The following is a 25,896-nucleotide window of genomic DNA, read 5'->3' on the forward strand; positions in this document are numbered from 1 at the left end:
CCTCGGAGGCTATGGCGCGCGGGCCGTGGTCATTCCCCTCGCGTACGGGGCCGGGCCGTCGACGCGGTGCTCACCTGGTGATGTCGCCGTCCGGCACGTCCCGGACGGTGACCTCCTTGCCCTGTCGGCCCAGGATCTTGGCCACCACGTCACCGATCCCCTTCGCGTCGCCCGTCGGCTCGGGGACCGACCCGTCGGTGTACCGCTCGATGGCCTTCTGAAGGTAGGAGGGGTTCCAGGCCCCGACGGCCCCGCTGACGTCGACGGCCGCCACCCGTCGGCCACCGACGGCACGCTTGATGGCCGGCAGGACCTCGTCCGAGTAGTACTTCCCCGGGACCTGGAACAGGCTGGCATGGCCGCCGACCTTGCCGCCGTCCCGCAGGTAGACGGTGACGACCAGGCAGCTGGTCACCGACGGGTAGGTGATCGTCCCGTGCGGACCCACCTCGCCGACCTCGCCCTCCGTGATCGAGAGGGTGGTCGCGGGTGCACCGGCCTGCCGGACCTCGGCCACCGGGCCGGACGCAGCGGCGGGCCCGGCGAGGTCCATGGTCCCGGCAGCCCTGCCGAACGCGGCCCTGACGGCCATGACGGAGCCGACGGAGCCGACGGAGCCGACGGAACTGAGGGAGTCGACCGCCTCGGTGGGGGCCGGGCCGTACGCCTGCTTGCCGGCCCCCGGCCAACCGGCCGACGCTCCATCGCCCCCGCCTACCGCGCAGGCCGCCAACACCAGCACCGCGCCGACGGCCAGCCCGATCCTTCCCACGCACCGCTCGGACACCACGAACCTCATGACCCCACACCCCACGAATCCGGTCTGCACACACCCGCGCACGCACGCGGCGACACATGCTCCCGGGCACGAACGATCTCGTCAACCCAACACCCAACACCCAAGACCCAACACCCAACACCCAAGACCCAACACCCAACAACCGACGGCCGACGGCCGGCTGCCGGGGGTCACCGCCGCCGGTCGTGCAGCCGCCGGCAGCGGTCGCCGTGGTCGACCCGGCCGGGGGAAGGGAATCGGCTCCGATCGTCGCCGGGTCAGGCGTTGGGGGAGTCGGTGATCCACCGCAGGATGTCCTCGGCGACCTCCACCGGGGCACGGTCGGAGCTGGTGAAGGCCGTGGGGACGAGTTCGCGCAGTTCGTCGGCGTCCCGGACGGCTTCCTCGACCTGCTCCGCGCTCCAGCCGCGGGCGGCCAAACGGACGCGGCGGTCGTGGTCCGCGCAGTCCAGCCGCGCCCAGACGACCTCCGGGGCGTCCGGCACATCGGCCGCGGCGGCCTCCCACTCGGCCGGGGTGATGGGGCAGGACACCAGGACGGGCCCGCCTCCCCGCGCGAGCATGCCCGCGATCCGCACCCACAGGCGGTTGTAGTCGGGCCAGATGCCGGACGCGTCCGGGGAGGTGATGTCGATACCGAGCAACCGACCGTCGTCGTCGGGCAGTTCGTCGAAGTCGACCACCGTGACCGGCCGTTCCCGCAGCCGACCCAGAAGTGTCGACTTGCCCGCCCCCGGTGCCCCGGTGATCAACCGCACCACAGACCTGACCATGACGATTCCAGCCCCGCTTCCGTCGATGACCGGTACCCCGGATCCCGAGTGCCCAGCCGACCATAGCGGGACACCTGCCCCTCGTTCCTCAGGGTCCGGCCGCAAGCCGCCCTCCGGCGCCGCAACATCCGTGTTCTGTCGGCGAGTTCGCGCTGATCCGGTGACGAACCGGTCGGGGGCAAATCACCGATCGGGCTGCGCGTCCCGGCCGGGCTGGCGGAGACTGGTGCGCGGCACGGGGGCGGGGAAGCGGCGTGCCATCGGCTCGACGGTGCCTCCGTGACGTCAACGAGAGACAGGAGCTGCACATCCCATGAGCAAGCGCACCTCTCGCACAGTCGCGGCGGCCGTCGCCGCCGCCACGGCCGCGGCCCTGGCCGTGGGTTCGGCACCGGCGGCGGCCGCCAACCCTTACCCCGGGGGTATCTCGGTCGGGTCGCCGCCCATCGAGCCCGGTACCTACTCCAGTGAACTCAAGGCCGCCAACGGCAACGGGGACAGCGTCTCCTTCGTCATCGTGGGGGACCTCACCCGTAACGAGAACATCAGGACGTACATGTTGCTCTGGAGGGCGGACTGGTCGACCGAACCACTCGCGCTGCTGCCGGGGGACGCCGGTGGTAGTCCGGTCGGGATCAACAACGCCCGTACCGTGGTGGGGACTTCCGCCGCGCAGGTCGGGGGCCGGCAGCACGCGGTGCGATGGACTTCCCCGTCCACACCGACCGAACTGCTTCCGCTGCCCGGCGACACGACGGCGGCCCCCGCCGCGATCGGTGACAACGGCACCGCGGTGGGGTCCTCCTGGGGCGCGGCGACCGCGAAGCACGCCGTTGCGTGGCCGCCGAGCGGTGCCCCCGTCGTCCTGCCGCCGCTGCCGGGTGACACCGAGAGCGAGGCCGTCGCCGTCAACAGCTCGGGTACGGCGGTCGGCTACTCGTACCCGGCCGGCGGTATCGTCTCCCGGCGGGCGGTGGCGTGGAGCCCCGACGGGACCGTCACCGCGCTCGACGTGCCGGCGGGCTACGTGACCAGCAGCGCGGCCCGCATCACCGACTCCGGCGTCGTGATCGGGGCCGGCCGGCCGGGCGGTGAGCCGGGCGCGGACCACGCCCTCGTCTGGAACGCCGCCGGCGCCGTCTCCGACCTGGGTGCGGGAAGCCAGGCGAAGGCCGTGAACAACGCGGGCACGGTGGTGGGCAGCCTGGGAGGACAGGCAGCGCGCTGGGCCGTCGACGGCACGCCTCTGCCGCTCGCGCCGACCACGCTCACGAGCGTCGCCACCGGTATCAACGACCAGGGCGTCATCGTCGGGTACACCAGTGACCCGTGGCCGGCCCGCGCCCAGCTCTACGCGCAGCGCTGGAACCCCGACGGGTCCGTCATCGCGCTTCCCGAGTGGTCGAAGGACTTCCCGTACTCCATGCCGTTCTTCGTCACCGACAGCGGAATCGTCCTGGGTGAGCTGCTCCTTCGAGGCCTCGCGGGCTACGGCAAGCCGTTGACCATCCGCTGGACCATGTAGCCCCTGCACGGCCCCGCCCTGACCCGTGGGGTGTCACCCCGCTACCGGAGGAGCGTGTATCGGTGGGATGACCGATGTGCGAGGGACGGGTGCGCGGACATAGTCCTCGGGAGAGCGTTTCCGGGCGGCCGTGGTGCGCCCGGTCTTCGAAAGGGGCCTTTCTGTGCACACGTATGCGGACCTGGTGTTTCTCGACGGGCGGGTGGTCACGGTCGACGCGGAGTTCTCCGTCGCCTCGGCCCTGGCGGTGACCGGCGGGCTCATCAGTGCCGTCGGCGGGCGCGACGACGTCGCACCGTTCATCGGACCGGGCACCCGGGTCGTCGATCTGCGGGGGGCGACGCTGCTTCCCGGTATCAACGACTCGCATCTGCACGGATGCGCCTTCGGCATGGCGTCGCCGCCGCTCTCCCTCCACCTCGGCCACCCCGCCGTGTCCTCCCTCGCGGACGTGGCCGAGGCGGTGCGGGAGGCCGTCGGCCGGGTCCCGGACGGGCAGTGGATCACGGGGCACGGCTGGGACACCGGCTACCTCGACGAGTGCGTCGCCGATCCGTCGCGGCTGCCCTCGCGGCGCGACCTCGACGCCGTGAGCCCGGACCACCCGGTCGTCCTGTACTCCTTCTCCGGGCACGCCACCTGGGTCAACTCCAAGGCGCTGGAGCTGATCGGGATCGACCGGCACACCGTCGCGCCGCCCGGCGGGGCCATCGTCGTGGACGAGGCGGGGGAGCCCACCGGGCTGCTCCACGAGGGCGCCCAGGACCTCGTCCAGAACGCGCTGCCGGCGCTCAGCCGACAGGAACGGACCGGCGCGGTCAGGTCGGCCCTCGCCACGCTCGCCCGGCTCGGCGTGACCAGCTACACCGAGCCCGGGCTCGGCCCCGGCGGCGACGGCATCATGCGGGGCGCGCTCGGCACGGAGACCCTCGACGTCTACCGCCGGCTGCTGGCCGACGGTGAACTGACCGCCCGCGTCGGCGTCCTGCTCCTGCCCACCGGAATGGCCAGCACCACCGAGGAGTTCACCCGCGGCCTCGCCGCGCTCACGGCCCTCGGCGAACCCGGCGGGTCCGGCGTACCCGGCGCACCCTTCGAGCCCGCCGCCCCCGGCGGCGCCGATCCGCGCCGCCTCGCGATCCACGGCGTCAAGGTCTTCGCCGACGGTGTCGTGCCCAACAAGACGGCCTGGATGCACGAGCCGTACGTCGGGGGCGGCTGCGGCTCGCTGTGCGTCGGCGGCCGGAGCGACACCGAGCGCAGCGCCGAGATCGCCGCCATCATCCGCCACGCCCACGCCGCCGGGCACCAGGTGGGCGTCCACGTCACCGGCGACCGGGCCATCGACACCGTCGCGGACGCCTTCGCCGCGGCCATGGCCGAGCACCCGCGGCCAGACGCCCGCCACTACGTCATCCACGGCGACTTCCTCACCGCGTACGGCATGGAGGTGCTGGCCGCGCACGGCTTCGGCGTCAACATGAACCCCACCATCAAGTGGACCGTCGCCGACATGGAGGAGGACTTCGTCGGCGCCGAGCGGGCCGCCTACGCCTGGCCCTACCGGGACGCCATCGACGCCGGGGTGCGGGTCGCGAGCGGGTCGGACGCCCCGGTCACGTTCCCGGACTGGCGCCAGGGCGTGGCGACCATGGTGCTGCGCGAGTCGAAGGCCGACGGCCGGGTCAGCGGTCCCGAGCAGCGCATCGGTCTGGCCGAGGCGATCCGCACCTACACCATCGACGCGGCCTGGCAGGACTTCGCCGACGACTGGAAGGGCTCCCTGGAGGTGGGCAAGGTCGCCGACCTCTGCGTGCTGGACGGGGACCTGCTCGCCGCCGATGCCCACGACATCCCGGCGATGCCCGTCGTCCTGACCGTCGTGGACGGGCAGGTCGTGCACGACACCCTGCGCGATTGACGCAACCCGGGCACATGATCATCCTTGGATGATGGCAACACGGCGCGGCGGTGCGGACATCCTGGAGGCGGCCCTGCGCGTGCGCGAGGCCGCCAGGAGCGCCACGAGCGGTGCGGGCGGCGTCGACGCGGTCCTGGCGGCGCTGTCGGAGGTGGTGGAGTACGACCACGCCTCCCTGACCAGGTGGGATCCGCTGCGCCGGCGCCACACCACCCTGGCCGGGAGCTACCCGGACGACGCCACGGCCTACATCGAGACCCGCCTGCACCGCGACCCGGTGTTCCCGGTGCTCCGCAGGCCGGCCCGGGGCGCCCTGTGGCTCGGGGACGTTCCCGGGCGGCTCCTGGCGGCATCCCCGGGCTTCCGGGAGGTGCTGTGCCCCCTCGGTATCGAGGACGGCGTGGCCCAGTGCCTCTTCGCCGCCGACGGCCGGTACGTCGGCATGCTGAACGTCAGCACCCGCCGGCCGCGGCGCGCGCCCGATCCGGCGCGCGCCGTGGTCACCCTCCTCACCGAGGCCCTCGCGGCGGCCGTCACCGCCCACGCGGGCCCGCCACCCGAGGCGTTCGCCGCGCCCGGCCCGGCCGCGAACGCGCCCCGGCCCGGCGGGCTCTCGCCACGCGAACTCCAGGTGCTGGCCGAACTGACCGCCGGCCGCACCAACCGGCAGATCGCCGAGCGCCTGCACATCACGCCCCGCACCGTGGGAACCCACATCGAGCACATCCTCGCCAAGCTCGACCTGCCCAACCGCGCGGCCGCGGCCGCCCGGGCCGCCGCCTGGGGCATCGGCCCCTCCCGCTGACACGGCCCCACCAGCACGAACCGCCTCACCCGCCCCGCAGACGCACGCCCGCCCCAGCCGGGCCAGGCCGGGCGGACGTGTGCCTACGGCCGGTACTGCTCGGCGAGGTCGCCGTAGCCGCCGGCCGTTCAGACCGCCTTGCGGAAGTCCGCGAGGACGAGTGCCTGGGTGCCCTGCCCGGCGGTGGGCGGGAAGTGAGCGGTGCCGCACCGGGCGCAGTACCAGGCCTGGTTCCAGAGCCGCTCGGCCTGCGGCCGGCCCTCCAGACGCCGCCGTCGGCTGAGGAGGAGCGCGGTCGCACCCGCCAGCAGGGCGATCGCGGCGGCTAGGATCACGACCCCCAAAGCGGGACCAGGGCGTCGTTCGCGTCGGCGAGCGGGGCCGTCCTGGTCGACCGCGCGACACCTCAGCCCGAAAGAGCCGTTCTTGAGTGCCGCTCACCCCCTGACGCGCCTTGCCGTGACCGCAGCGACCCTCGCCGTCCTGGCCAGTTGTTCGTCCTCGCACGGCAAGGAGCCGCACCGGCCCGGAGTCGAAGCCGCCACTCGGCTCGGCCCAGGCGAAGGCCCGGACCTACCGCCCCCGGCTGGCACGGCAGCACCCTCCAGCGCCGCCCCGAGCGTGGGGAGTCCGGCGGACTGGCCCACCGAGCCGGTGGCCGCCGCCGAGGCTCCGACGGTCAGGAGCCAGGTGATCGAGCCCGGGTACACCGGCGAGTCGTATCTGAACCACCTGGCCACCACCTGGGGCATCACCATGAAGGCCCGGGAGAAGGTCGACTTCCCCGGCCGGCCGACGGTCTGGCACGCCTCGGGCGTCAAGCAGGACGGGAACACCGCGATGTGGATCGCCGCGGCGTGGACCATCGACGGCGACTTGACGACCTGGTCCTGCCACGTGACGGCCACCGCCGCGAAGCAAGCCGATTTCCTCCATGATTGCGCCGGCCTGGATCACCCAGGAGCGGAACCGGAGTCCACCAAGACCTGGCTGGACGCCATGAAGCCCAGAGTGGACACCGCCTTCGCCGCCGGCCGGGCCCCCATCGACAGCCCGCTCCACCGCTCCGGCCCGGTGGCCTTCATGCTCCAGAAGGGACCCGACGGCACGTACAGCGGCGACTACTACGAACTGCGGACCTTCGGCGTCGGTTCGAGCTGATCGGTTGACTCGGTGTGGAGGAAGCGGGTGTACCGGGGATCGGAGGCACTCTCCATTGAGCGGAGCGCGCGGCGTCGGGCCTGCGGGGAACCGCCCGGGCGGGACGCCGTTCTGGTGCCCGGCGCCGTGCCAGCCTGCTGTTTTGCGGTCTGTGCGGTCTGCTCACGAGTGGCGTGCCGCCCCTGGTGTTTCGGTGGTGGGTCACTTGCATGAGGCGCCTTCGTGTTTGATCGAAGGGGATGGGTGGAGAACCCGTGCTGGCGCCGCGTCGGCCACTGCCACCTGGAAGGGCGACATCAAGTCTCAGATGTTGAAAAGGCGTTCAGCGTTGGTGTGTGCGATCTTGTCGCGGTCCTCGGGGCTGAGCGGAGCGGTTTGCAGGAACGTGGCGTGTTGGACGGGGTCTCCGAAGGGATAGTCCGTGGAGAACATCAGCCGGTCGGCTCCGAACACCGTCAGCGCACATTGCAGGGGAGCGACGGTGGTGTACCCGCTGATCGTGAGGTGGACGTGGGAGCGCACCGTGTCGGCGACGGACTCGTGCCCCGGCCGCAGACGGCTGAGGACCTCATCGGCACGCAGCAGGGAGAACGGCAGGTTCTCCCCCATGTGCCCGACAATGACCTGCAGACGCGGGTGCCGGTCGAACACACCGCCCAGCACCATGCGCAGGACGTGCATCCCGGTCTCGGCGTGCCAGCCCCACCCTGCTGTCACCAACAACGCAGCGACAGTCGGGTCGAGACCTGCTCCGTATGCCTTGATGACAGCAGCCGGCGGATATGTCGGGTGCAGGTATACGGGGACCCCGAGCTCCTCCGCCGCCGCGAGGACCGGTTCGAACTCGGCGCTGTCGAGGAATCGGCCACCGGTATGGCCGTTGATGATGACTCCGCAGAACCCCAGATCGCGCACCGCACGGAAGGCTTCGGCTGCGGCGGCTTCAGGGACGGGCATGGGTAGACTCGCCAGCGCGCGGAATCGCCCCGGGTACTGCCGGATCGCCTCTGCCGCCCGGTCGTTCAGCGCCCGCGCCAGGTCAACCGCACGCGGACGAGGTACTTCCTGAGCGGCCGGAGCGACCACCGACAGCACCTGGACATCGATGCCGGCCGCATCCATGACCGCTATCCGACCCGCGCCGAGATCCGCCAACGGGCCCGCCGCAGCGGGTGGTAGGCCATACCCGGCCATCACCTCCTTTCCGTGCTCGGACGGCAGGAAGTGCTCTTCGACAGCGATCAGTCGCATGCGTTCCTCGTTTCCTCGACGGCGGCGGCCGCGCAGGTCCGCGCCGGCTTGCGCACCGAGTATCCGGATCGGCCCGGATCGGTCGCAACGAGTCCGCGGGCGTATGCCGGATACCGCGCGAGAGAGAGCCCGGATGCATGGAATCCATCGACTCCACCCGCGAACTCGCCGCCGACCCCGGCCCGGACCTCGAACTGCGCGCCGAGCTGCTTCGGGAACTGGCCTCCTGCACCTCGCCCGTGCCGGGCTCTCCTCTCCCGGCCCCCGGACCGTTCCCAAGCGATCCCCCCTGCCGCTGACCACCGCCCCCCCCGCAGTGCGGCGACGAGCTCGCCCACGGACACGGCACGCGTCACCGCCGCTGCCACGGCTACGGCCCGGCCCGGTCCGGTCCGGCCCGGGCCTCGGCCACTCAGCGGGACCGGGAGAACCCGCCGGATGCCGCACGGTTCTGCGGCACGGCCTCCGGGGCATGATCGTCACATGCGAATCCTCGTTCTCGGCGGGTCGGTGTTCCTCGGCCGCGCCTTCGTCACGGAGGCCCTGGCCCGGGGCCACGAGGTCACCGTGTTCAACCGAGGCCGTTCCGGACCCGACCTGCCGGGCACCGTGACGGTGCGCGGTGACCGCCACAATGCCGGTGACCTGGCCGCGCTGGTCGAGCGGGCGCCGGGCCCCGACCGGGCCTGGGAGGCGGTGATCGACACCAGCGGCCAGCAGCCGCACGCCGTCGCCACCTCGGCCCGGTTGCTGCGCGAGCACGCGAGCCACTATGTCTTCGTCTCCTCGGTCCACGCCTTCGCCCGCTGGCCCGACTGCCCGGCCGACTCGCCACCCGGCCTGCCATTCAGCACCGCGCTCAAGGCGGGCTGCGAGCGGTCTGTGCTCGAACAGTTCGGCACCGATCGATCGACCGTCCTCAACTGCGGTCTGCTGATCGGCCCGCACGAGAGCATCGGGCGGCTGCCCTGGTGGTTGGAGCGGACGGCGCGCGGCGGGCGCGTGCTGGCCCCCGGCAGGCCGGACCTGCCGATCCAACTGGTCGATGCCAGGGACTTCGCCGCCTTCGGGCTGGACCTGGGGGAACGCGGCGTCGGCGGCCGGTTCGTGACCACCTCGCTGCCGGGGTCGAGCACCTACGGCGAACTGCTCACGGCCTGTGCGGCGGCCAGCGGTTCGAACGCCGAACTGGTCTGGGTTGAGGACCAGCGGCTGCGCGCGGCCGGCGTCCGGCCGTGGAGCGAACTCCCACTCTGGTACCCGGAGTTCGATGACAACGGGAGCGCCGGCGCGATCTGGCGGGCGGACTCCCGGGCAGCTGCGGCGGCCGGGCTGCGCTGTCGCCCGCTCGCCGAGACGGTGCATGACACCTGGGCCTGGCTGCAGGAACGCGGCCCGCGCGAGGAGCCCTACACCCAGGGTCTACAGGGCGACGTGCTCGGCATCGATCCGCAGAAGGAGCGCCGGATCCTGGCGGGCGAACTCTGACGGCGAACCCTGGCGGGCCCGCCGAATTCCCATCGCGGCGGCGGCCCGGGCCTGCCATGATGGCCCGCCATGGCCTACGAACTGTTGCTCATCGGTGGTGGTGCGGGCGTCGGAAAGACGACGGTCGGCTGGGAGGTGTCGGCAGTGCTGCAGGAGACGAGCACGGCGCACTGCCTGATCGAGGGCGACTTCATGGACACCCGGTGCCGAGAACGGACACCGGGCACCCCGCTACGACGTCGGCAGGACCGTCCGGCGCCCCGAGGTGCTGAGACGTCGGCGGCCCCGGAAGATCCTGACGGACGGAGAACGCGCTCAGCTCGGGCAGATGCCGCGGGTGTGGTCGACCGTGGCGGCGGCCTGCGAGTAGCGCCACTCGGGTGCCGGCAGGTTCGCGTCGAGCTGGGCGGCCGCGTCCGGGCTCTCCACCAGGTAGCCGAAGTCCTGTAGCCAGGCGGGGTAGAGGTTCTTCGAGCCGACGAAGAACGCCGAGCCGTCGACCGCGACGACCTTGTGGTGCAGTGCGTACGGGTGACCGTCGGCCCAGGTCGCGGTCGGCGCCGCGCGGAAGGAGGCGAGCTGGAGGTTCCGGCACATGGTGGCCCTCGCGCCGGACGCGTCGCCGGTCCGGGCCGCCAGCCGGGCCTGGAGCGCGTCGCTGATCTCGGAGAGGGATTTGATCTGCGAGTAGCCGCCGCTGCCGACTGTGCCGCGGTTGGCCGGGTCGCTCACCACGATGCGCACCTTCACGTCGTCGGCGAGCTTGGCGGCGAGCAGGTCGTAGAGGCGCAGGTCGTAGCGCGGCAGCGGCGGGCAGGTGCCGTTCAGGTCCTGCTGGGAGATCTCGATGTGGCTGGTGGCGCCGGCCACCAGGGCCCGGAGCGCGCTCTCCTCGGGGTTGACCGTCTCGTAGTCGCGGTCGCCGTTGGTGTTGTCGTGCAGGGCGACCAGGCCGCACTTGGCGTCGGAGGCGGCCGGCAGGTCCGGCTGGTGGGTGGAGGCCGGGTCTGCGCTCCGGATGCCGACGCCGAGACCGCCGATCGCGATCACCGGCAGGTTGCCGGTGGCCGGCACGGGGCCGGGGTTGGCGTCCTTCTCCAGGTTCGGCAGGCAGGGCGCGCCGTTGCTGGAGGCGAACCAGGCGCTCGACAGCACTCCGGTGTTCTTGCAGGTCCAGCCCCACAGGGTGTCGAGGTAGGAGCCGGCCGAGGCGGCGGCGGGGCCGGTCAACGCGAGGTCGACGTCGGACACCGGGTGGGTGGTGTCGATGTAGTCGTCCTTCCAGTTGTTGATGCCGCCGGTGATCACGCTGCGGCCGTCCACCACCAGCAGCTTGGAGTGGTTCCAGGACAGGGCGGTCCTCGAGGTGGTCATCGAGGCGACGTTCAGCGTGACGCCGGCGGCGGCCGGGCCGAGCCGGGCCAGCAGGTCGTCCCGGTAACTGGTCGGCAGCGCGGTGATGTTGTAAAGGGGGGCGGCCCCCACCAGGACCCGCACGGTCAGCTTGTTGCCCGCCGCCACCGAGGCCTTCAGGCCCGAGACGATCGCGTCCTGGAACGCGCCGTCGGGGAACGGCGCGAGGGTGGAGATGTGAGGCCCCTTAAAAATACCCGATAGTAACTTGAGGGTGTGTCAGGGGCCTGTCGGGATCCGCCCGCTGGGGCTGACGGCCCGGCTGCGCCGAGATCGCTCGTCGTCGGCAGGTGTCCGGAGATGGGGAGGAATTTCTTTCCGACCGCCTGCAACCTTTGGCCGGGCTCCACGTCTATGACAGTGAGAAGCGGGGCCGTGGTCGCCCCCCGGCCGCACACAAACCTGCTGCGGCCCGCTCGCCATCAGTCATTCAGTCATCAGTCATCAGCGCGCTGCTGCGGCCTGCCCGCAGAACGGTTTCAGGGGAGAACTGTGTCCGCCATCGTTCATGTTCGTCGTACCCGTCGTGCCATCGTCGTCGCCGCCCTCGGTGTGGCCGCAGTCTGCGGATCGGTCGTGGCCGCCGCCCCGGTGGCCTTCGCGGGAGAGCCGTCGCACACCTCGCTCTCCGTCCAGGCCCCGGCCTCGGTCGGATTCGCCGGTGGGCCGGTCGAGTTCACCGAGGACATCACCAACTCGGGCCAGGAGAGCACCGGTTACAACCTGGAGCTGCAGACCGTCACCGAGGTCGGAACGCCGCCGGACGCGATCGTCATCGACTACAGGGACCCGGCCGACGGTACGTGGAAGTCGGTGCCGCTGGTGATGACCGGCACCTCCGGAGGCGTCGTGTACGACGGGACGGTGCCCGGGCTCACCGTCCCGGCCGGGGGGACTCTCAGGGTTGACCTGCGGATCGGCGCGCCGATGGGCCTGCCCCACAACGGCGCCACCAACGGTGGCTTCCGGTCCATCGCCCTGCGTTCCGCCGTCGTCGTCGACCCCCACGAGGCGGCGCAGGCCGAGGTGACCCGCACGATCAAGGTCACCTCGATCACGAGCTCGCTCGACCACGTGCCCGCGACCGTCGTCGCGGGCGGCGCGCCGGTCGAGTTCGACGCCACCCTCGACAACCCCACGCCGTCCGACTACACCAACCTCGGCAACGTCCTGTTCGTGGACCGGTACGCGACCGTGCAGGTGCGTACGGCGGACGGGGCCTGGCGGACGCTGGACAAGGTGGCCGGAATCGCGCCCGACGACCCCTACGGCGTGTACCTCCAGGGCCGTGACTCCAGCCTCCGGTCGGGTGGCAAGGCCGTCGCCCGGGTGCGGGTGTCGTACGACGCGAAGACTCCGGCGGGCACCACCACGCTCGGCCCGTGCGTGTTCGTCAACGAGGGCCAGCCGTTCCGGGGAACCACGAACTGCGGTACCCGCTCGACGATTCAGGTGCTGCCCGCCGCCACGAAGGCGCCCGAGCCGAGCCCGTCCTCCTCCTCGGCGCCGTCGGCCCCGGCCGGCGCCGCCGTGCCGGTCTCCGCGTCCTCCCCGAGCGCCCCGAGCGCCTCGGCTCCGGCGGACCCGTCCACCACCTCCACCGCGCCGTCCATCCAGCAGGCCCGCGTCGCCGACGCCGCGCAGCCTGCCGCGCCGTCATCCGTCCAGCTCGCCTCCACCGGGACCGACCACACCGCGGGCCTCGCCTTCGGCGGCCTCGCCCTGACGGCCGCCGGGGCCGGCGCCCTCTGGCTGCGCCGGGTGCTGCGCCGGGCCTGAGCACGTACGGCGAGACCGAACGCGAAGGAGCCCGCCATCCTCCCCGGGTGGCGGGCTCCAGCCGCGGGCGGCCCGTCGGGCGCGCGGTGTCAGCGCCGGCGCGCGGATGCGGGTGCTGGCCAGTACCCGCCCACCGAGGAGGCCCAGCCGGAGCTGCGGGCCGCTCTCTCCCGCCCGGACGCCGACGACCGGTCCGCCGCCTGGGCGGCCCTGTTCCGCGGGAACGGGGCCGCCCGGGGGAGCCGGTCAGCGTCAGTCGCAGTGCGGCAGGGACTCCTGGCTGCTGTCGTAGCTTCCGTTGGAGAAGTTCCACGTGACGGTCTGACCGTTGCAGTTGTGGCCGCCGGCGGTGAAGTTCCAGTTGCCGTGGTAGAGGCGGGTGTTCGAAACACCGGTCACCGGAATGTATCCGGAGTCCCACCACCACGAGCCGACGTTCGGCTGGGGCGAGCCCGTGTTCGAGTTGTAGTTCGAGCTGGACTTCACGTCGATCAGTCCGCTGTGCCAGTTGCCGTTGACGTAGTTGGTGTTCCACAGGTTGATCTCGGTGTAGGCCTGCTTGCTGCAGGAGTTCCACGCGAGGTAGGCCCGACCGATCGACTGGCCGCCGGCCACGATGGTGCGGGCAGGTCCGAGCACCTGGCCGCAGTCGGCCGCGCTGGCGGTTCCCGCTCCGACCGTGGCGAACGTGAGGCTGCCCGCGCTGGCGGTTCCCGCTCCGACCGTGGCGAACGTGAGGCTGCCCGCGATGACGGTGAGCACAGCCGAGGCGGCGCGCATGCGCGTGCTGATCCGCATGACTCTCCTTGGGGAGAACTTCGAGGTGACTGTAGGTCACCCGTTGGCACCAATGCTTCCACCGGACGCGCACGCGGTCTATACGGATGACGTCAAGGGCCCGCTGGGGCGAGTTCACCCGGACGCCGCGACGAGGATGACGCCGGGCCGGGGCGCCGGGACGCAGAGTGGAAAGTCTGAAAATAATCTCGCGAAAGGGACGTGGCAGTGTGCGCAAGAGCCGGAGCGGGCCTCAGGGTGGGATCCGTCCTGGGCGGCCTGATGCTGACGGCGTGTTCGACCCCCGCCCCGCATGCCGTGGACGGCAGCGGCGGAGAGCCCCGCGGCAGTGCGGTGGTCATCGCGGCTGATCAGGAGGCCGGGCGGGCACCCGTGCCGGGTGGTCCGCCGCTCGCTGCGGCCGACCCGGGGCCCGGGCAGACCGACCCGGGGTCCGGGCAGGCCGGCGTTCGGGGCAGTGCGCTGATCGTCGCGGTCGATCAGGCGTCCCGGCAGGTTCTCGTCCTGGACGGCGAGACGGCGCGGGAGGCCGAACCCGAGGCCGACCGGTTGCCGGTGGTGTGGTCGTGGACCGCTGACGGCGACGATCGGCTGGCCGACCTGGAGCCGGCCCGCAGCTGGGCCAGGCCCACCGAGGCCAGGGACGTGGTGCTCGACGGTGAAGGCTCCCTCCTGGTCACCGCCTCGGGTGGCCTGGCAGCCCTGGTCGACACGGCGACCGGCACGCCGATCTGGGCCACGGATCTCGGCACCTCCGCCAACCCCCACAGCGCGGAGCTCCTACCGGACGGCAACGTCGCCGTGGTCGCCAGCACCGGCGGATGGGTGCGGCTGTACGCGGCCTCGGAGGGGCCTCGCAGCACCACCTATACCGAGCAGGAACTCGACGGGGCCCACGCCGTGCAGTGGGACGAGGGCGCGGAGCTGCTCTGGGTGCTCGGGGACGACACCCTGCTGGCCCTCCGGGTCGGTGGCACGCCCGACATCCCCTCCCTCACCCCCGAACGCAGTGTCCCCCTTCCGGAAGTCGGGGGACACGACCTCGCACCTGTGCGCTCCGCGCCGGGGACGTTCTGGCTCAGCACCGGCGACCGCCTGTGGCGCTACGACTCACACCTCGACCGCTTCGAAGCCGTCGGGCTGGGCGCGGAGGACTCGGCCCGCGGGATCAAGAGCGTGGGCAGTGAGCCCGTCACCGGTCGCCTGCTCACCGTCACGCCCGATCACGCGGGGCCCTGCTCCTGGTGCACCTCCGCCGTCACCTTCCACCACCCCGACGGGACGCTCGCCCTGACCGGAACCGAGCTGTACAAGGCCCGCTGGTGGACCACGCCGCTTCCTGGTCTGGGCCCGACGAACCGACCCCGGTAGCGCGGTCCTCCGGCAGCCGCGGGCCACGCTCGACGCCGAGGCGGGGCCTGCGGCGTCCTCGCCGGCGCGGCGGCCGACGCGGGCGCCCGACCTGGCGGCAGTCCGACCCGCGGCAGTCGCCGTGGTCGTGCCGCGGGTGCGCGGGTCCTCAGCTCCGCGGGTCCTCAGCTGATGTACACGGCGGCCCCGCCCCGGCTTGCCGCGCCTCGCCCGTGTCAGCGGGGGAGAACGGACTTCACCAGGTCGTTCGCTGAAATGAGCCCCAGCCCCGGGACGGCGTCCCGCAGCACCTTCACGGCCCGGACCGGGTCCAGCGCGGGGTCGACGTCCGCCGCGGACAGGATCCGGCTTGCCCACCGGCGGACACGCTCCTCGTCCGCCACGATCATCTGGCGATCCACCACACGCAGGGCTGCCTCCAACCCGGGTCGCTCCGCCGCGCCCGCCGTCTGTATTTCCGCCAGGAGCTCGGCGCGGACGTCGTCCAGGTCGTGCAGGACCACGACGGGGTGTGTGTTGTTGGTGAACACGCGAGTTCTCCGATCAGAGCACGAAGCTGAGCACGAAGCAGGGCACGAAGCTGAGCAGGAAGCAGAGCGGGAAGCAGGGCAGGAGGCGGGCGACTGCTTGGTGGGCTCTCGTGTTGGACCTGTCGCCGACTCCCCGTGGATTCCAACCTAAACCACCATGCGAACCTCCTGCTGCTGCGCCAGTGGCAGACTCCCTCGCCACGGAAACGGCCAGATCATCCGCACCACCGCGAAGTCGGTTCCAGCGAACTGATGTTCCCTCAGCTCGCAAGTCCCATATCCTCGCGTACGAGGGGAGGCCAACGGACCGTCATGACCGCCTCCCGCCTCCGCACACCGCCGTCGCACCGCTGCGCGACACGAATCCACTCGAACGAACCACGCCGTCAGCCGTGCAGGCCTTGGTCCGGCGTGCGCCGTGCGACGCCTCGTCCCGCCGCCGTCACCTTCGTCGACCACGTCGCCGACGTCCTGGGCGAGTCCTCCACCAGCGATGAGCCCGCGACCCCGGATGCCGCCACGCTGTCGCCCGGGCGCCTCGCCGAGCCTCTGCGACCACCATGTACTGGAGATTCCGATGCCAGCCCCCGGACCGACGACCAACGCCCCGCCGGTGAACGGGATACCGCCCGGGCGTCCGTTCTCCTGGCGATTCACCACCCCGTTGTTCGTAGGTTCGGCGCTCAACCCGATCAACAGCTCGCTGATCGCCACGGCCCTCGTACCGATCGCCCACGGACTCGGCGTGTCGATCGGGCAGACCGCCGCGCTGGTGACGGCCCTGTACCTGGCCAGCGCGATCGCCCAGCCCACCGCGGGCAAGGCCGCCGAGGTGTTCGGCCCACGACGGGTGTTCCTGGCCGGAATCGGACTCGTCATCGTCGGAGGACTCATGGGCGGCGCCGCCGACAGTCTTCCGATCCTCCTGATCAGCCGAGTACTGATCGGGTCGGGCACCTCGTGCGCCTATCCGACGGCCATGCTGCTGATCCGCCGCCGCGCCGAGGACGCCGGTCTGGACAAGCCGCCGGGCGGAGTGCTGGGCGGCCTGCAGATCGCCGGCATCGCCACCGCCTCGCTCGGACTGCCCCTGGGCGGTGTTCTGGTGGCCGCGCTGGGCTGGCGGTCCGTGTTCTTCATCAACGTTCCGGTCGCACTCGTCGCGCTGGTCACGACAGTGGCCTGGGTCCCACCCGACAGCCCACCGGACCGCCCGTCCGACAGCCCACCGGACAGCCCGTCCGACAGCCCACCGGACCGCAGCCGACGCGCCCGTGACGTCGCGGCCGCCCTGGACGCCATCGGCATCGCCGGGTTCGCCGCCGCGATGATCACGCTGCTGCTGTTCCTGTTCGCCCTGCCCGACGCCCACTGGTACCTGCTGGCGATCTCCGCCGTGCTGTGGATCGCCCTGGTGCTGTGGGAGCTGCGAGCCGGCACCCCGTTCCTCGACCTGCGCCTGCTCGCCGGCAACCGGGCCCTGACCGGCACCTACCTTCGCTACGGCCTGGTCCTGGTCTGCGCGTACGTCGTGCTCTACGGCGTCACCCAGTGGGCCCAGAGCGTCCGCGGCCTGTCCGGGACCGAAGCCGGACTGCTCCTGTTGCCCATGACGCTCATGTCCGGCCTGGTGATCTCGCTCGTCTCCCGGCACAACCCGGTGCGCGGACCGGTCATAGCAGCGGCCCTGGCCTGCCTCATCGGATCCGCCGGCGTACTGCTGCTCAGCACCTCGGGCTGGATCGGATGGGTCGTGGTGGTCACGCTCATCTTCGGCGTCGCCATGGGCACGTCCGGCGCGGGCAACCAGACCGCCCTCTACGAACACGCCCCCGCCGAACAACTCGGCACCGCCTCCGGCCTGCTGCGCACCTTCGGCTACCTCGGCTCGATCGTCGCTTCCGCAATCACCGGCATCGTCTTCCGCACCCACGTCTCCGACCGCGGCATGCACCTCATCGCCTGGATCATGGTCGGCGTCGGTGTCGTCCTGGTCCTGACGACCCTCGCCGACCGCACCCTGCGTACCCGGCCCGCCCCCTGAGCAGGTACTTGTGCTCCATGGCCCCACAGGTTCGCTCGACTGTGTGTGGGGAGCCGAGGTGTTTCGGGAAGACGTCGTCGACCCGGCCACCTGCGAATGTGAACGGGGGAGTGGGTTCAACGCCTCTTTGCTGCGGGGGTGTTTCGTTCCCATGTACATATGCCCAGATCACTGGCGTCGCGCACCAGTCGTACACAGACTCGCATCTGCACGATCGTGCACCCGGCTCTCGCCCCAGAAGGTTTCTACCTGCATGCGTACCTCCTCCAGACCCGACGTTCCCCAGGCGCACCCGCCGCACCTGGTGGGGAGGTGCCGTCCGTGCTCCGGTACGTGACACGCAGGGCGGCGGGCTGGTTCCTGGTGATCGCCATGGCCACCAACGCCACCTACTTCCTCGCCAGTTGGTTCCTCGACCCGCGCTCGAACTTCAAGGAACTGCGTCCGGTCCGCACCGAGGAGCAGATATCCCGGGCCCTGGCCCCCTACAACCTCGACCCGCACGAGCCGCTGCTCCACCGCTGGTGGGACTGGCTGACCAGCGTGGTCCTGCACTTCGACTGGGGCCGCTCCCCGGTCGGGGTCCAGGTGAACGGGGAGATCGGCTACCGCTCCCTCGTCAGCGCCGAACTGGTGATCGGCGCGACGGTCCTGTCGGTCGTCGTCGGTGTCGCCCTCGCGGTCCACACCGCCTCGCGCCAGTACGGCTGGAGGGACCGGGCAGCCCAGGCCCTCTCCATGGCGCTGTTCAACGTCCCGGTGTCCATCGCCGCCCTCGCCCTGGTGCTGCTGGCCATCCGGCTGAACGAGCAGGCCGGTTGGCACTTCCTGTACGTCGCGGGGGAGAACTCGCCCGGCGTGGAAGGGTTCTGGGCGACGGTCGGTGACCGGCTGCTGCACCTGATCCTGCCGACGCTGACGCTCACCCTGACGGGCTACGTGGGCTACCACCTCACCCAGCGCTCCCTGCTGCTGGACGTCATCGGTTCCGACTTCGTGCGCACCGCCCGGGCCACCGGGCTCACCCGTGCCCAGGCGATCCGCCGGCACGCCCTGCGCACCGCCCTGATCCCCACCGCACAGTCCGTGGCCTTCAGCATCCCGGCCGTCTTCACCGGCGCGGTCCTCACGGAGACGATCTTCGGCTGGAACGGCATGGGCCAGTACTTCATCCAGACCATCGGCAAGAACGACGTGCACGGCACCGTGGCGACCGCCGCCTTCGCCGCCGCCCTGACCGCGATCGGTGCGATCCTCGCGGACATCGCCACCGTTCTCCTCGACCCGAGAGTGCGGGTGAGCTGAGATGGGCACCCCTGTGAGCCCCGACGCGACCTCCGAAGGCGTACTCGCCATCGCACCCGCGCGAGCCGCCGATCCGCCGCCCACCGGGCACGATGGGCGCGACAGGCATGACGTGCATGACGTGCACGACGGGCACGACGGGCACTATCTGGGCCGGCGCCGTCTCTACCTACGGCGCTTCCTGCGCAACCGGATCGCCGTCGCCGGCGTGGTGATCTTCCTGCTGCTCGTGCTGTTCAGCGCGCTCGGCGACCTGTTCACCCCGTACGGCTACGCGGACGCCGACTTCTCGGCACTGACCCAGGCCCCCAGCGCCGAGCACTGGTTCGGCACCAACCAGGGCGGCAACGACGTCTACGCCGCCGCCGTGCACGGCCTCCAGCGCTCGCTCGTGATCGCGGTGAGCGTGTCCGTGCTGACCGTCGCCATCGCCGCGGTCGTGGGCGCGGGCGCTGCCTACTTCGGGGGCCGGGTGGAGAAGACCACCCTCGCCGTCATCCACTTCCTGCTGATCGTGCCCTCCTTCCTCATCCTCGCCCTGGTCTCGCACCGGCTGGCGGGCGACTGGCGGGTCCTCATCCTCGTGCTGACGGTGTTCGGCTGGATGTCCACCGCGCGCGTGGTCTGGTCGGTGTCCACGTCCCTGCGCGAGCGTGACTACGTGCGCGCCGCGGAGTACATGGGCGTGCGCCCCCTGCGCATCGTGGTGCGCCACATCATCCCGAACCTGGGCTCACTGCTCATCGTCAACCTCACCCTGGGCGTGGTCTCCACCGTGCTCAGCGAGACCGCCCTGTCCTTCCTGGGCTTCGGCGTGCAGACCCCGGACGTGTCGCTGGGCACGATGCTCGCCGACGGCGCGGGCACCATCACCAGCGCCCCGTGGCTCTTCGCCTTCCCCGCCGGGCTGACCGTCCTGCTCACCGTCTCGATGACCTTCGTCGGCGACGGCCTGCGCGACGCCCTCGACCCCACGTCCACCACCGGCGCGGCAGGAGGCCGACGATGACCCTCGCACCCGCCCACCACACCGGGCCCGTGGCCGGCTCCCCGGCCGGGCCCACCGAGCCCGCACCCGTCCTGTCCGTACGCGACCTGAGCGTCTCCTTCCCCTCCGAGGCCGGACCGGTGGAGGCCGTGCGCGGCATCGGCTTCGATCTGCTGCCAGGGCGCACCCTGGGCATCGTCGGCGAGTCCGGCTCCGGCAAGTCCGCCACCGCCCTCGCCGTCATGGGCCTGCTGCCGCCCACCGCGCGCCTCGGCGGCCGGATCCTGCTGGGCGGCCGCGACCTGGCGGCGATGGACGACAAGGGCCTCTCCCGGGTGCGCGGCAAGGACATCGGCATGGTCTTCCAGGACCCGATGTCCGCGCTCACGCCCATCTTCAGCGTCGGTCGGCTGCTCTCCCAGGCCCTGCGCGTGCACCGGGAACTGTCGAAGAAGGACGCGTGGGAGCAGGCGGTGGAACTGCTCGACCTGGTCGGCATCCCCGACCCGCGCGAACGCGCCAAGTCGTTCCCGCACGAGTTCTCCGGCGGCATGCGCCAACGCGTCGTCATCGCCCTGGCCATCGCCAACAAGCCCTCGGTCCTCGTCGCCGACGAGCCCACCACGGCGCTCGACGTCACCGTCCAGGCGCAGATCCTCGACGTGCTGCGCCTGGCCCAGCGCGAGACCGGCGCCGGCCTCGTCCTGATCACCCACGACCTGGGCGTGGTGGCGGGCCACGCCGACGACGTCGCCGTCATGTACGCCGGACGGATCGTCGAGCACGCGAGCGTCGACGAGCTCTTCCGCCGCCCCACGATGCCCTACACCGCCCGGCTGCTGGCCAGCGTCCCCACCGTGGACAGCGGCGTCGAACGGCCCCTGATCCCGGTCGGCGGCGAGCCGCCCTCCCTGGTCGGCCTGCCCGGCGGCTGCCCCTTCGCGCCCCGCTGCGCGGTGGCCCAGGACGTGTGCCGGACCACCGAACCGGACCTGACCGCATCGGACTTGACCGCGCCGGACTCGACCGCACCGGAATCGACCGCACCGGTCGGGCAGCGCGGCCGCGTCGCCTGCCACCGTGCGCGGGAGATCGCCGACGGAACCCTCGACCCGGCCGGGCGCGCCGCTCCCGTGCCGCCGTCCCGCGCCGGAGAGCGGACCGCGGGCGAGGTGGTCCTGCGCGTGGAGGACCTGGTCAAGACCTTCCCCGTCACCAAGGGGGCCCTCCTCAAGCGCCGGGTGGGAACCCTGCACGCGGTCAACCACGTCAACTTCGAACTGCGCGCGGGCGAGACCCTGGGCCTGGTGGGGGAGTCCGGCAGCGGCAAGACCACCACGCTGCGCGAGGTGCTGCGGCTGCGCGCCCCCGAGGGCGGTCGCATCGAAGTGGCCGGCACCGACGTCGCCACGCTGCGGTCGGCGGCCCAGGTGCGCGAGCTGCGGCGCGACGTCCAGATCGTCCTCCAGGACCCGACGGACGCCCTGGACCCCCGCCTGACCGTCTTCGACCTGCTGGCCGAACCGCTCCAGGCCGCCGGTGCCGACCGGACGGCCATCCGGTCCCGGGTCACCCGTCTCCTGGACCTGGTGGGCCTGGACCGCGCCATGGGCGACCGCTTCCCCGCCGCCCTGTCCGGCGGCCAGCGCCAGCGCGTCGGCATCGCGCGCGCCCTGGCCCGCGAGCCGAAACTCCTGGTCCTGGACGAACCGCTGTCCGCGCTGGACGTCTCCGTGCAGGCCGAGATCATCAACCTGCTCGCCCGACTGAAGCGCGAACTGGGCCTGGCATACCTGGTGGTGGCGCACGACCTGGCCGTGGTGCGCTACGTCTCCGACCGCATCGCGGTGATGTACCTCGGGCACATCGTCGAGTCCGGTGCCACCGAGGAGATCTTCGCCCGACCCCGGCACCCGTACACCCAGGCCCTGCTGTCGGCGATCCCGGTGCCCGACCCGGAGCGCGAGCGCCACCGCGAGCGCGTCGTCCTCGCGGGCGAGCAGCCCAGTGCCACCCGGCTGCCGGAGGGCTGTGTGTTCGTCGACCGCTGCCCGCTGTACCGGGAGGCCGACGAGAGCGTACGGACCCGCTGCCGCACCGAGCGGCCGGCGACCGTCGGCGCCCCGGACGGCTCCGACCACCAGTACGCCTGCCACGCGGTCTGACACCCGCCCCGTCCCACCCCCTTCTCACCGATTCCCACCAAGGACAACCCATGCGCCGGAAGCTCGCCCTACCCCTCGCGCTCGCCGCGGCCGTCTTGGTCGCCGCCACCGCGTGCTCCTCCCCGTCCTCCTCCTCGTCCTCCTCCTCGTCTGCCTCCGGCGGATCCCCCGGCGGATCCCCCGGCGGATCCTCCGGGCCGAACGCCGAGAACGCCGCCAAGATCGCGTCCTCGGTCACCGACTACAACCCCCAGCCGTACGAGAACATCAAGGACGGCGGCACCTACACCACCGCGGGGACCTTCGACGAGCAGGGCAACCCCTTCAACGTCAACGGCACCCTGAACTCCTCGCGGATCTGGTCCTGGTACAACGCCCACGCCATCACCTACTCGCCCACCGGCGAGGTCCAGTACAACCCGGACTACTACAGCGACGTGAAGGTCTCGGTCGAGGGCGGCGACCAGAAGGTCGTCATCACCCTCAACCCCAAGGCCGTCTTCAACGATGGCACCCCCATCGACTGGCGGGCCATCGAAGCCACCTGGAAGGCCAACAACGGCTCGGACAAGGACTACGCGGCCTCCTCCACCGACGGCTACGACCGCATCACCTCCGTCACCCGGGGCGCCGACGACAAGCAGGCGGTCATCACCTTCAAGGGCGTCAACGCCTCCTGGTCCGCGCTGTTCACCACCTTCCTGCACCCCCAGGCCGCCACCGTCGACAACTTCAACAAGGCGTACGTCAAGACGGCCCACCCCGAATGGGGCACCGGACCGTACACCGTGGGCACCTGGGACGAGCACTCCGGCAACATCACCTTCGTGCGCAACCCCAACTGGTGGGGCCGGCCGGGCAAGCTCGACAAGCGCGTCTACGTCAACCTGGAGAGCGCCGCCTCGATCAACGCCTTCAAGAACGGCGAACTCGACTACGCCCCCGTCGGGACCGCGGAGAACCTCAAGCAGGTGAGGACGGTCAAGGACGCCGAGATCCGCAGCGGCGGCAGCCCCTTCGAGTACGCGCTGTACCTCAACGCCAAGTCCCCGTTCCTCGGTGACGTCCAGGTCCGCAAGGCGGTGCAGGAGAGCATCGACCGTCCGCAGATCACGAAGATCCGGTTCCAGGGCCTCGACTACACGGAGCCGCTGCCCGGCTCGGCGGTGCTCTACAGCTTCCAGCAGGGCTACCAGGACAACGTCGCCGCTGTCCTGAAGTACGACCCGCAGGAGGCGCGGAAGACCCTGGACGCGGCCGGCTGGAAGCCCGGAGCCGACGGCATCCGCGCCAAGGACGGCAAGCAACTCGAGCTCGGCTACACCGTGCTCGGCGACGACCCCATCGAGAAGGCCACCGCCGGAGCGCTCACCGCGATGCTCAAGGCCGTCGGCGTGAAGGTGAACGTCAACAAGGTCTCCGAGAACGACTTCTCCAAGGTGCTCAGCGACCGCCGCTTCGACCTGTTCATCTCCGGCAACCGCTCGACGGACCCCTTCGGCGCGCGATACCTGTGCGACTTCTACTGCTCGGACCGCGACTCCAACATCACCGGAGCCGGAACTCCCGAGCTGGACAAGGAGATCCGCGCCACCGGCGAGATCGCCGACCTCGGCCAGCAGGTCGCGGCCGTCAACAAGGTCGAGCAGAAGGCCCTCCAGCAGTACGCCTTCCTGCCGCTCTACAGCGGCCCCTCCACCTACGGCATCAGGAAGGGCCTCGCCAACGTCGGTGCCACCATCTTCTACAGCCCGCTGCCCGAGACCATCGGCTGGCAGAAGTAGCACCGGTGTTTCGGCGCCCCTGCGGGGCCCGCTCGTGAGCAGCACCATTTGACGAGCGGGGCCGAGGACGCCGCGGCCCCGCAGCTCGCCGCCGCCCCCGGGCGCTCCCGCCCGGGGGCCGTCGCGCCTCAACGCCGGCCGTGCGCCTCCGGGTGGACGGCGCCGGGGTGTGGAGCAGTGGCCGGGTGTCCGTCCCGCGTGCTGGAGAAGAGGGGATCTGCACCACGCGGGACGGGGGAGCGGGTACGGGCGGGGGCCGGGACGAGCGCGGGGCGCGCGGCCCGTCCGTGGGCGCGGGACGGGGTGCGGGTGTGCAGGGAACGCTCCGCCGGCCGGCGCGAGGTGTGGACCGGCCGGCGGAGGAGGGTGATCAGGCCTGCGAGCGGCGGCGCGAGGCGACGACCGCGCCGGCGCCCAGCACGACGGCCGCGCCGGCGGCGGCGCCGAGCTGCCCGAGCGGGGCGGTCGAGCCGGTGGCGGCCAGCGAGCCACCGGCGGTGCTCCGGCCGTCCGTGGTGGCGGTGGTCGTCGTCGCGGTGGTCGTCGTGCCGCCGGCGGCCGAGACGGGGGCGACCGTGGCGTCGGGGGTCACGGTGGTGACCGCCCGGGTGGTACCGGAGCCGCTCCGCGAGGTCTCCGTAGCGGTCTCGGCAGTGGTCTTCGCGGCGGCCTGGTCCTTGGCCCGGGCGGTGAACTGGCCCTCCTTCAGGAAGGCCCGGACCTCCCCGATGCCGCCGTCGAGCGCGGCGAGGCCGGCCTTGCGGACCTCGGGCCCCCCGGCCTCGACGAGCTGCGAGACGTGGATCCGGTCGTCGCTCGCCCGCAGCGGCTCCAGCTGCGTCTTCAGGAAGTTCTCGACGTCCGCCGCGCTGCCGGCGAGCGCCTTCTCGGCCGCCTCCCGGACGTGGCGGCCGGTGCCCGCGTCGGCGAGGACGTCCTGGACCTTGGCGCGGTTCTCGTCCTCCGCCCGGGCGACGTACTGGCCGGTCTTCAGGAAGGCGCGGACGTCCTCGACGGTACCGGACATCGCGGCGTTGGCGGCCTTCTTCACCGCCGGGCCGCCGTGGGACATGATCTGGCTGAGCAGGACCCGGTCGTCGTGCTCGGCGGCCGTCTTCAGCCCCGTGTCGAGGAAGCGCTCGACATCCGCGGCGGTTCCCGCCAGCGCCTGCTGGGCGCCCTCGCGCACACCCGGTCCGCTGTTCGGGTCGTCGAGGAGGTGCTGCAGCTTGGCGCGGTTCTCGTCCTCGGTCCGGGCCGTGTACTGGCCGACGTTCAGGTAGGCGCGGAACACGTCGAGGTCGTTCGAGCCGAACACGGCGTTGGCGGCCTTCGTGGCGGCCGGGCCGGCGGCGTTCATGGTCCGCAGGATCGCGATCCGCGCGTCGTCCCGGCGGATCCTGTCCGCCTCCACCGCGAGGAAGTGCGCCCGGTCCGCGGGGGTGCCGGCGAGGGCCTGGCCCGCGTGCTCGCGCAGGTAGTCGCTCGGAGCCGTGAGCAGGTAGTCGTTCGGGTAGACGAGCAGCCTCTCGATCGCCGCCCGGTTCTCCTCGTCCGCCTTGGTCTCGGCCGGGTCGGTCTGCTCCTGCCCCATCGGGACGGTGTCGGCGAACGCCGGGGCGGCGCCCAGGGCGACGGGCGCGGCGGCTGCGGCGAGGAGGACGGCAGCGAGCGAATGACGGATCTTCAACGGTCCCCCGGGATCTGCAACACGGATGAGCCAGTCGCGGCCTCGCGACGGTCGGCCGAGTGATCGTATAGCAACGGTACCCCCCGCTGGCGAACACATTTCCGTCACGTCCCACGCTTCGGCTTCGTCGCGCACCGCCTGGTCACACCAGCCGGGAGAGCTGCCCGGCGTCCCCGTCCCTATCCGTTCGGGACGTCGTCCCGGTCCGCGCCGTCCACACCCCGGGCCCGGCACACCCGCCGCCCGCTCCGCACCGGCCCGGTCGGTGCGGCCCCGGGCGGCGCCCCCGTTCCGACCGTGACCCTC

21 protein-coding genes are annotated in these 25,896 nt (G+C 71.9%); 13 read left to right on the forward strand and 8 right to left on the reverse strand.

All coding sequences use genetic code 11. The features are described from left to right. Nucleotides 1-70: 70 nt before the first annotated feature. Together ACIP37_RS14755 and ACIP37_RS14760 are read right to left on the reverse strand one after the other, a co-directional pair. Entirely contained in the window at nucleotides 71-799 is a 729-nt protein-coding gene (locus ACIP37_RS14755; RefSeq protein ID WP_400806572.1) for a hypothetical protein, read from the reverse strand. Between the two features lie 257 nt (nucleotides 800-1,056). Then, entirely contained in the window at nucleotides 1,057-1,572 is a 516-nt protein-coding gene (locus ACIP37_RS14760; protein WP_400806569.1) for an AAA family ATPase, read from the reverse strand. Nucleotides 1,573-1,885: 313 nt separating this feature from the next. On the opposite strand from ACIP37_RS14760, the gene ACIP37_RS14765 reads away from it, so the two are divergent. The 3 genes from ACIP37_RS14765 (at nucleotide 1,886) to ACIP37_RS14775 (ending at nucleotide 5,823) form a co-directional block, all read left to right on the forward strand. After that, a complete protein-coding gene (locus ACIP37_RS14765) occupies nucleotides 1,886-3,097 on the forward strand; it encodes a hypothetical protein (protein WP_363587119.1) in 1,212 nt (403 codons plus the stop codon). Nucleotides 3,098-3,260: 163 nt separating this feature from the next. Then, entirely contained in the window at nucleotides 3,261-5,018 is a 1,758-nt protein-coding gene (locus ACIP37_RS14770) for an amidohydrolase (RefSeq protein WP_400806568.1), read from the forward strand. A gap of 28 nt (nucleotides 5,019-5,046) precedes the next feature. Next, nucleotides 5,047-5,823: a LuxR C-terminal-related transcriptional regulator gene (locus ACIP37_RS14775; RefSeq protein WP_400806566.1), complete on the forward strand. Its 777-nt coding sequence runs from the start codon at nucleotides 5,047-5,049 to the stop codon at nucleotides 5,821-5,823. Between the two features lie 128 nt (nucleotides 5,824-5,951). Here ACIP37_RS14775 and ACIP37_RS14780 read toward each other — a convergent pair whose 3' ends face one another. Then, nucleotides 5,952-6,158 carry a hypothetical protein gene (locus ACIP37_RS14780; RefSeq protein ID WP_400806564.1) on the reverse strand — a complete coding sequence of 69 codons (207 nt, stop codon included), beginning with the start codon at nucleotides 6,156-6,158 and terminating at the stop codon, nucleotides 5,952-5,954. A gap of 124 nt (nucleotides 6,159-6,282) precedes the next feature. On the opposite strand from ACIP37_RS14780, the gene ACIP37_RS14785 reads away from it, so the two are divergent. Then, nucleotides 6,283-6,984, forward strand: coding sequence for a hypothetical protein (locus ACIP37_RS14785; protein ID WP_363587116.1), 702 nt, complete (start codon nucleotides 6,283-6,285; stop codon nucleotides 6,982-6,984). A gap of 303 nt (nucleotides 6,985-7,287) precedes the next feature. On the opposite strand, the gene ACIP37_RS14790 is transcribed toward ACIP37_RS14785, so the two are convergent. Then, nucleotides 7,288-8,235 carry an amidohydrolase family protein gene (locus tag ACIP37_RS14790; protein ID WP_400806561.1) on the reverse strand — a complete coding sequence of 316 codons (948 nt, stop codon included), beginning with the start codon at nucleotides 8,233-8,235 and terminating at the stop codon, nucleotides 7,288-7,290. 137 nt (nucleotides 8,236-8,372) lie between these two features. On the opposite strand from ACIP37_RS14790, the gene ACIP37_RS14795 reads away from it, so the two are divergent. Together ACIP37_RS14795 and ACIP37_RS14800 are read left to right on the forward strand one after the other, a co-directional pair. Further along, the gene (locus ACIP37_RS14795; RefSeq protein ID WP_400806559.1) at nucleotides 8,373-8,534 is read left to right on the forward strand and encodes a hypothetical protein; all 162 of its coding nucleotides are present in this window, start codon (nucleotides 8,373-8,375) and stop codon (nucleotides 8,532-8,534) included. 184 nt (nucleotides 8,535-8,718) lie between these two features. Next, nucleotides 8,719-9,723, forward strand: a complete 1,005-nt coding sequence (locus ACIP37_RS14800; protein ID WP_400806557.1) for an NAD-dependent epimerase/dehydratase family protein — start codon at nucleotides 8,719-8,721, stop codon at nucleotides 9,721-9,723. 315 nt (nucleotides 9,724-10,038) lie between these two features. Here the strand turns inward: ACIP37_RS14800 and ACIP37_RS14805 are convergent, their stop codons facing one another. Further along, on the reverse strand, nucleotides 10,039-11,244 hold the full coding sequence (locus ACIP37_RS14805) for a phospholipase (RefSeq protein WP_400806554.1): 1,206 nt from the start codon (nucleotides 11,242-11,244) through the stop codon (nucleotides 10,039-10,041). Nucleotides 11,245-11,628: 384 nt separating this feature from the next. On the opposite strand from ACIP37_RS14805, the gene ACIP37_RS14810 reads away from it, so the two are divergent. Then, nucleotides 11,629-12,915: a hypothetical protein gene (locus ACIP37_RS14810; RefSeq protein WP_400843947.1), complete on the forward strand. Its 1,287-nt coding sequence runs from the start codon at nucleotides 11,629-11,631 to the stop codon at nucleotides 12,913-12,915. Between the two features lie 252 nt (nucleotides 12,916-13,167). Here the strand turns inward: ACIP37_RS14810 and ACIP37_RS14815 are convergent, their stop codons facing one another. Further along, nucleotides 13,168-13,713, reverse strand: coding sequence for a hypothetical protein (locus tag ACIP37_RS14815; protein WP_400806549.1), 546 nt, complete (start codon nucleotides 13,711-13,713; stop codon nucleotides 13,168-13,170). Nucleotides 13,714-13,950: 237 nt separating this feature from the next. On the opposite strand from ACIP37_RS14815, the gene ACIP37_RS14820 reads away from it, so the two are divergent. Continuing rightward, on the forward strand, nucleotides 13,951-15,084 hold the full coding sequence (locus ACIP37_RS14820; protein WP_400806546.1) for a DUF6528 family protein: 1,134 nt from the start codon (nucleotides 13,951-13,953) through the stop codon (nucleotides 15,082-15,084). A gap of 215 nt (nucleotides 15,085-15,299) precedes the next feature. On the opposite strand, the gene ACIP37_RS14825 is transcribed toward ACIP37_RS14820, so the two are convergent. Further along, nucleotides 15,300-15,614 (reverse strand): hypothetical protein, encoded by a 315-nt coding sequence (locus ACIP37_RS14825; RefSeq protein WP_363632773.1) that lies wholly within the window; start codon nucleotides 15,612-15,614, stop codon nucleotides 15,300-15,302. A 577-nt stretch (nucleotides 15,615-16,191) separates the two neighbouring features. Here ACIP37_RS14825 and ACIP37_RS14830 point away from each other — a divergent pair. The 5 genes from ACIP37_RS14830 (at nucleotide 16,192) to ACIP37_RS14850 (ending at nucleotide 23,900) form a co-directional block, all read left to right on the forward strand. Further along, the gene (locus ACIP37_RS14830; protein ID WP_363587104.1) at nucleotides 16,192-17,658 is read left to right on the forward strand and encodes an MFS transporter; all 1,467 of its coding nucleotides are present in this window, start codon (nucleotides 16,192-16,194) and stop codon (nucleotides 17,656-17,658) included. 321 nt (nucleotides 17,659-17,979) lie between these two features. Next, on the forward strand, nucleotides 17,980-18,963 hold the full coding sequence (locus tag ACIP37_RS14835) for an ABC transporter permease (RefSeq protein ID WP_363587103.1): 984 nt from the start codon (nucleotides 17,980-17,982) through the stop codon (nucleotides 18,961-18,963). A 112-nt stretch (nucleotides 18,964-19,075) separates the two neighbouring features. Continuing rightward, on the forward strand, nucleotides 19,076-19,972 hold the full coding sequence (locus tag ACIP37_RS14840; protein ID WP_400806541.1) for an ABC transporter permease: 897 nt from the start codon (nucleotides 19,076-19,078) through the stop codon (nucleotides 19,970-19,972). Further along, on the forward strand, nucleotides 19,969-22,116 hold the full coding sequence (locus ACIP37_RS14845) for an ABC transporter ATP-binding protein (protein WP_363587102.1): 2,148 nt from the start codon (nucleotides 19,969-19,971) through the stop codon (nucleotides 22,114-22,116). The genes ACIP37_RS14840 and ACIP37_RS14845 overlap by 4 nt, the downstream gene beginning before the upstream one ends. Before the next feature lie 50 nt (nucleotides 22,117-22,166). Further along, nucleotides 22,167-23,900, forward strand: coding sequence for an ABC transporter family substrate-binding protein (locus tag ACIP37_RS14850; protein ID WP_400806537.1), 1,734 nt, complete (start codon nucleotides 22,167-22,169; stop codon nucleotides 23,898-23,900). A gap of 370 nt (nucleotides 23,901-24,270) precedes the next feature. Here ACIP37_RS14850 and ACIP37_RS14855 read toward each other — a convergent pair whose 3' ends face one another. Then, on the reverse strand, nucleotides 24,271-25,590 hold the full coding sequence (locus ACIP37_RS14855) for an ALF repeat-containing protein (protein WP_400806535.1): 1,320 nt from the start codon (nucleotides 25,588-25,590) through the stop codon (nucleotides 24,271-24,273). Nucleotides 25,591-25,896 lie beyond the last annotated feature (306 nt).

This window comes from Kitasatospora sp. NPDC088861 (assembly GCF_044750105.1).
Classification (GTDB): Bacteria; Actinomycetota; Actinomycetes; order Streptomycetales; family Streptomycetaceae; genus Kitasatospora.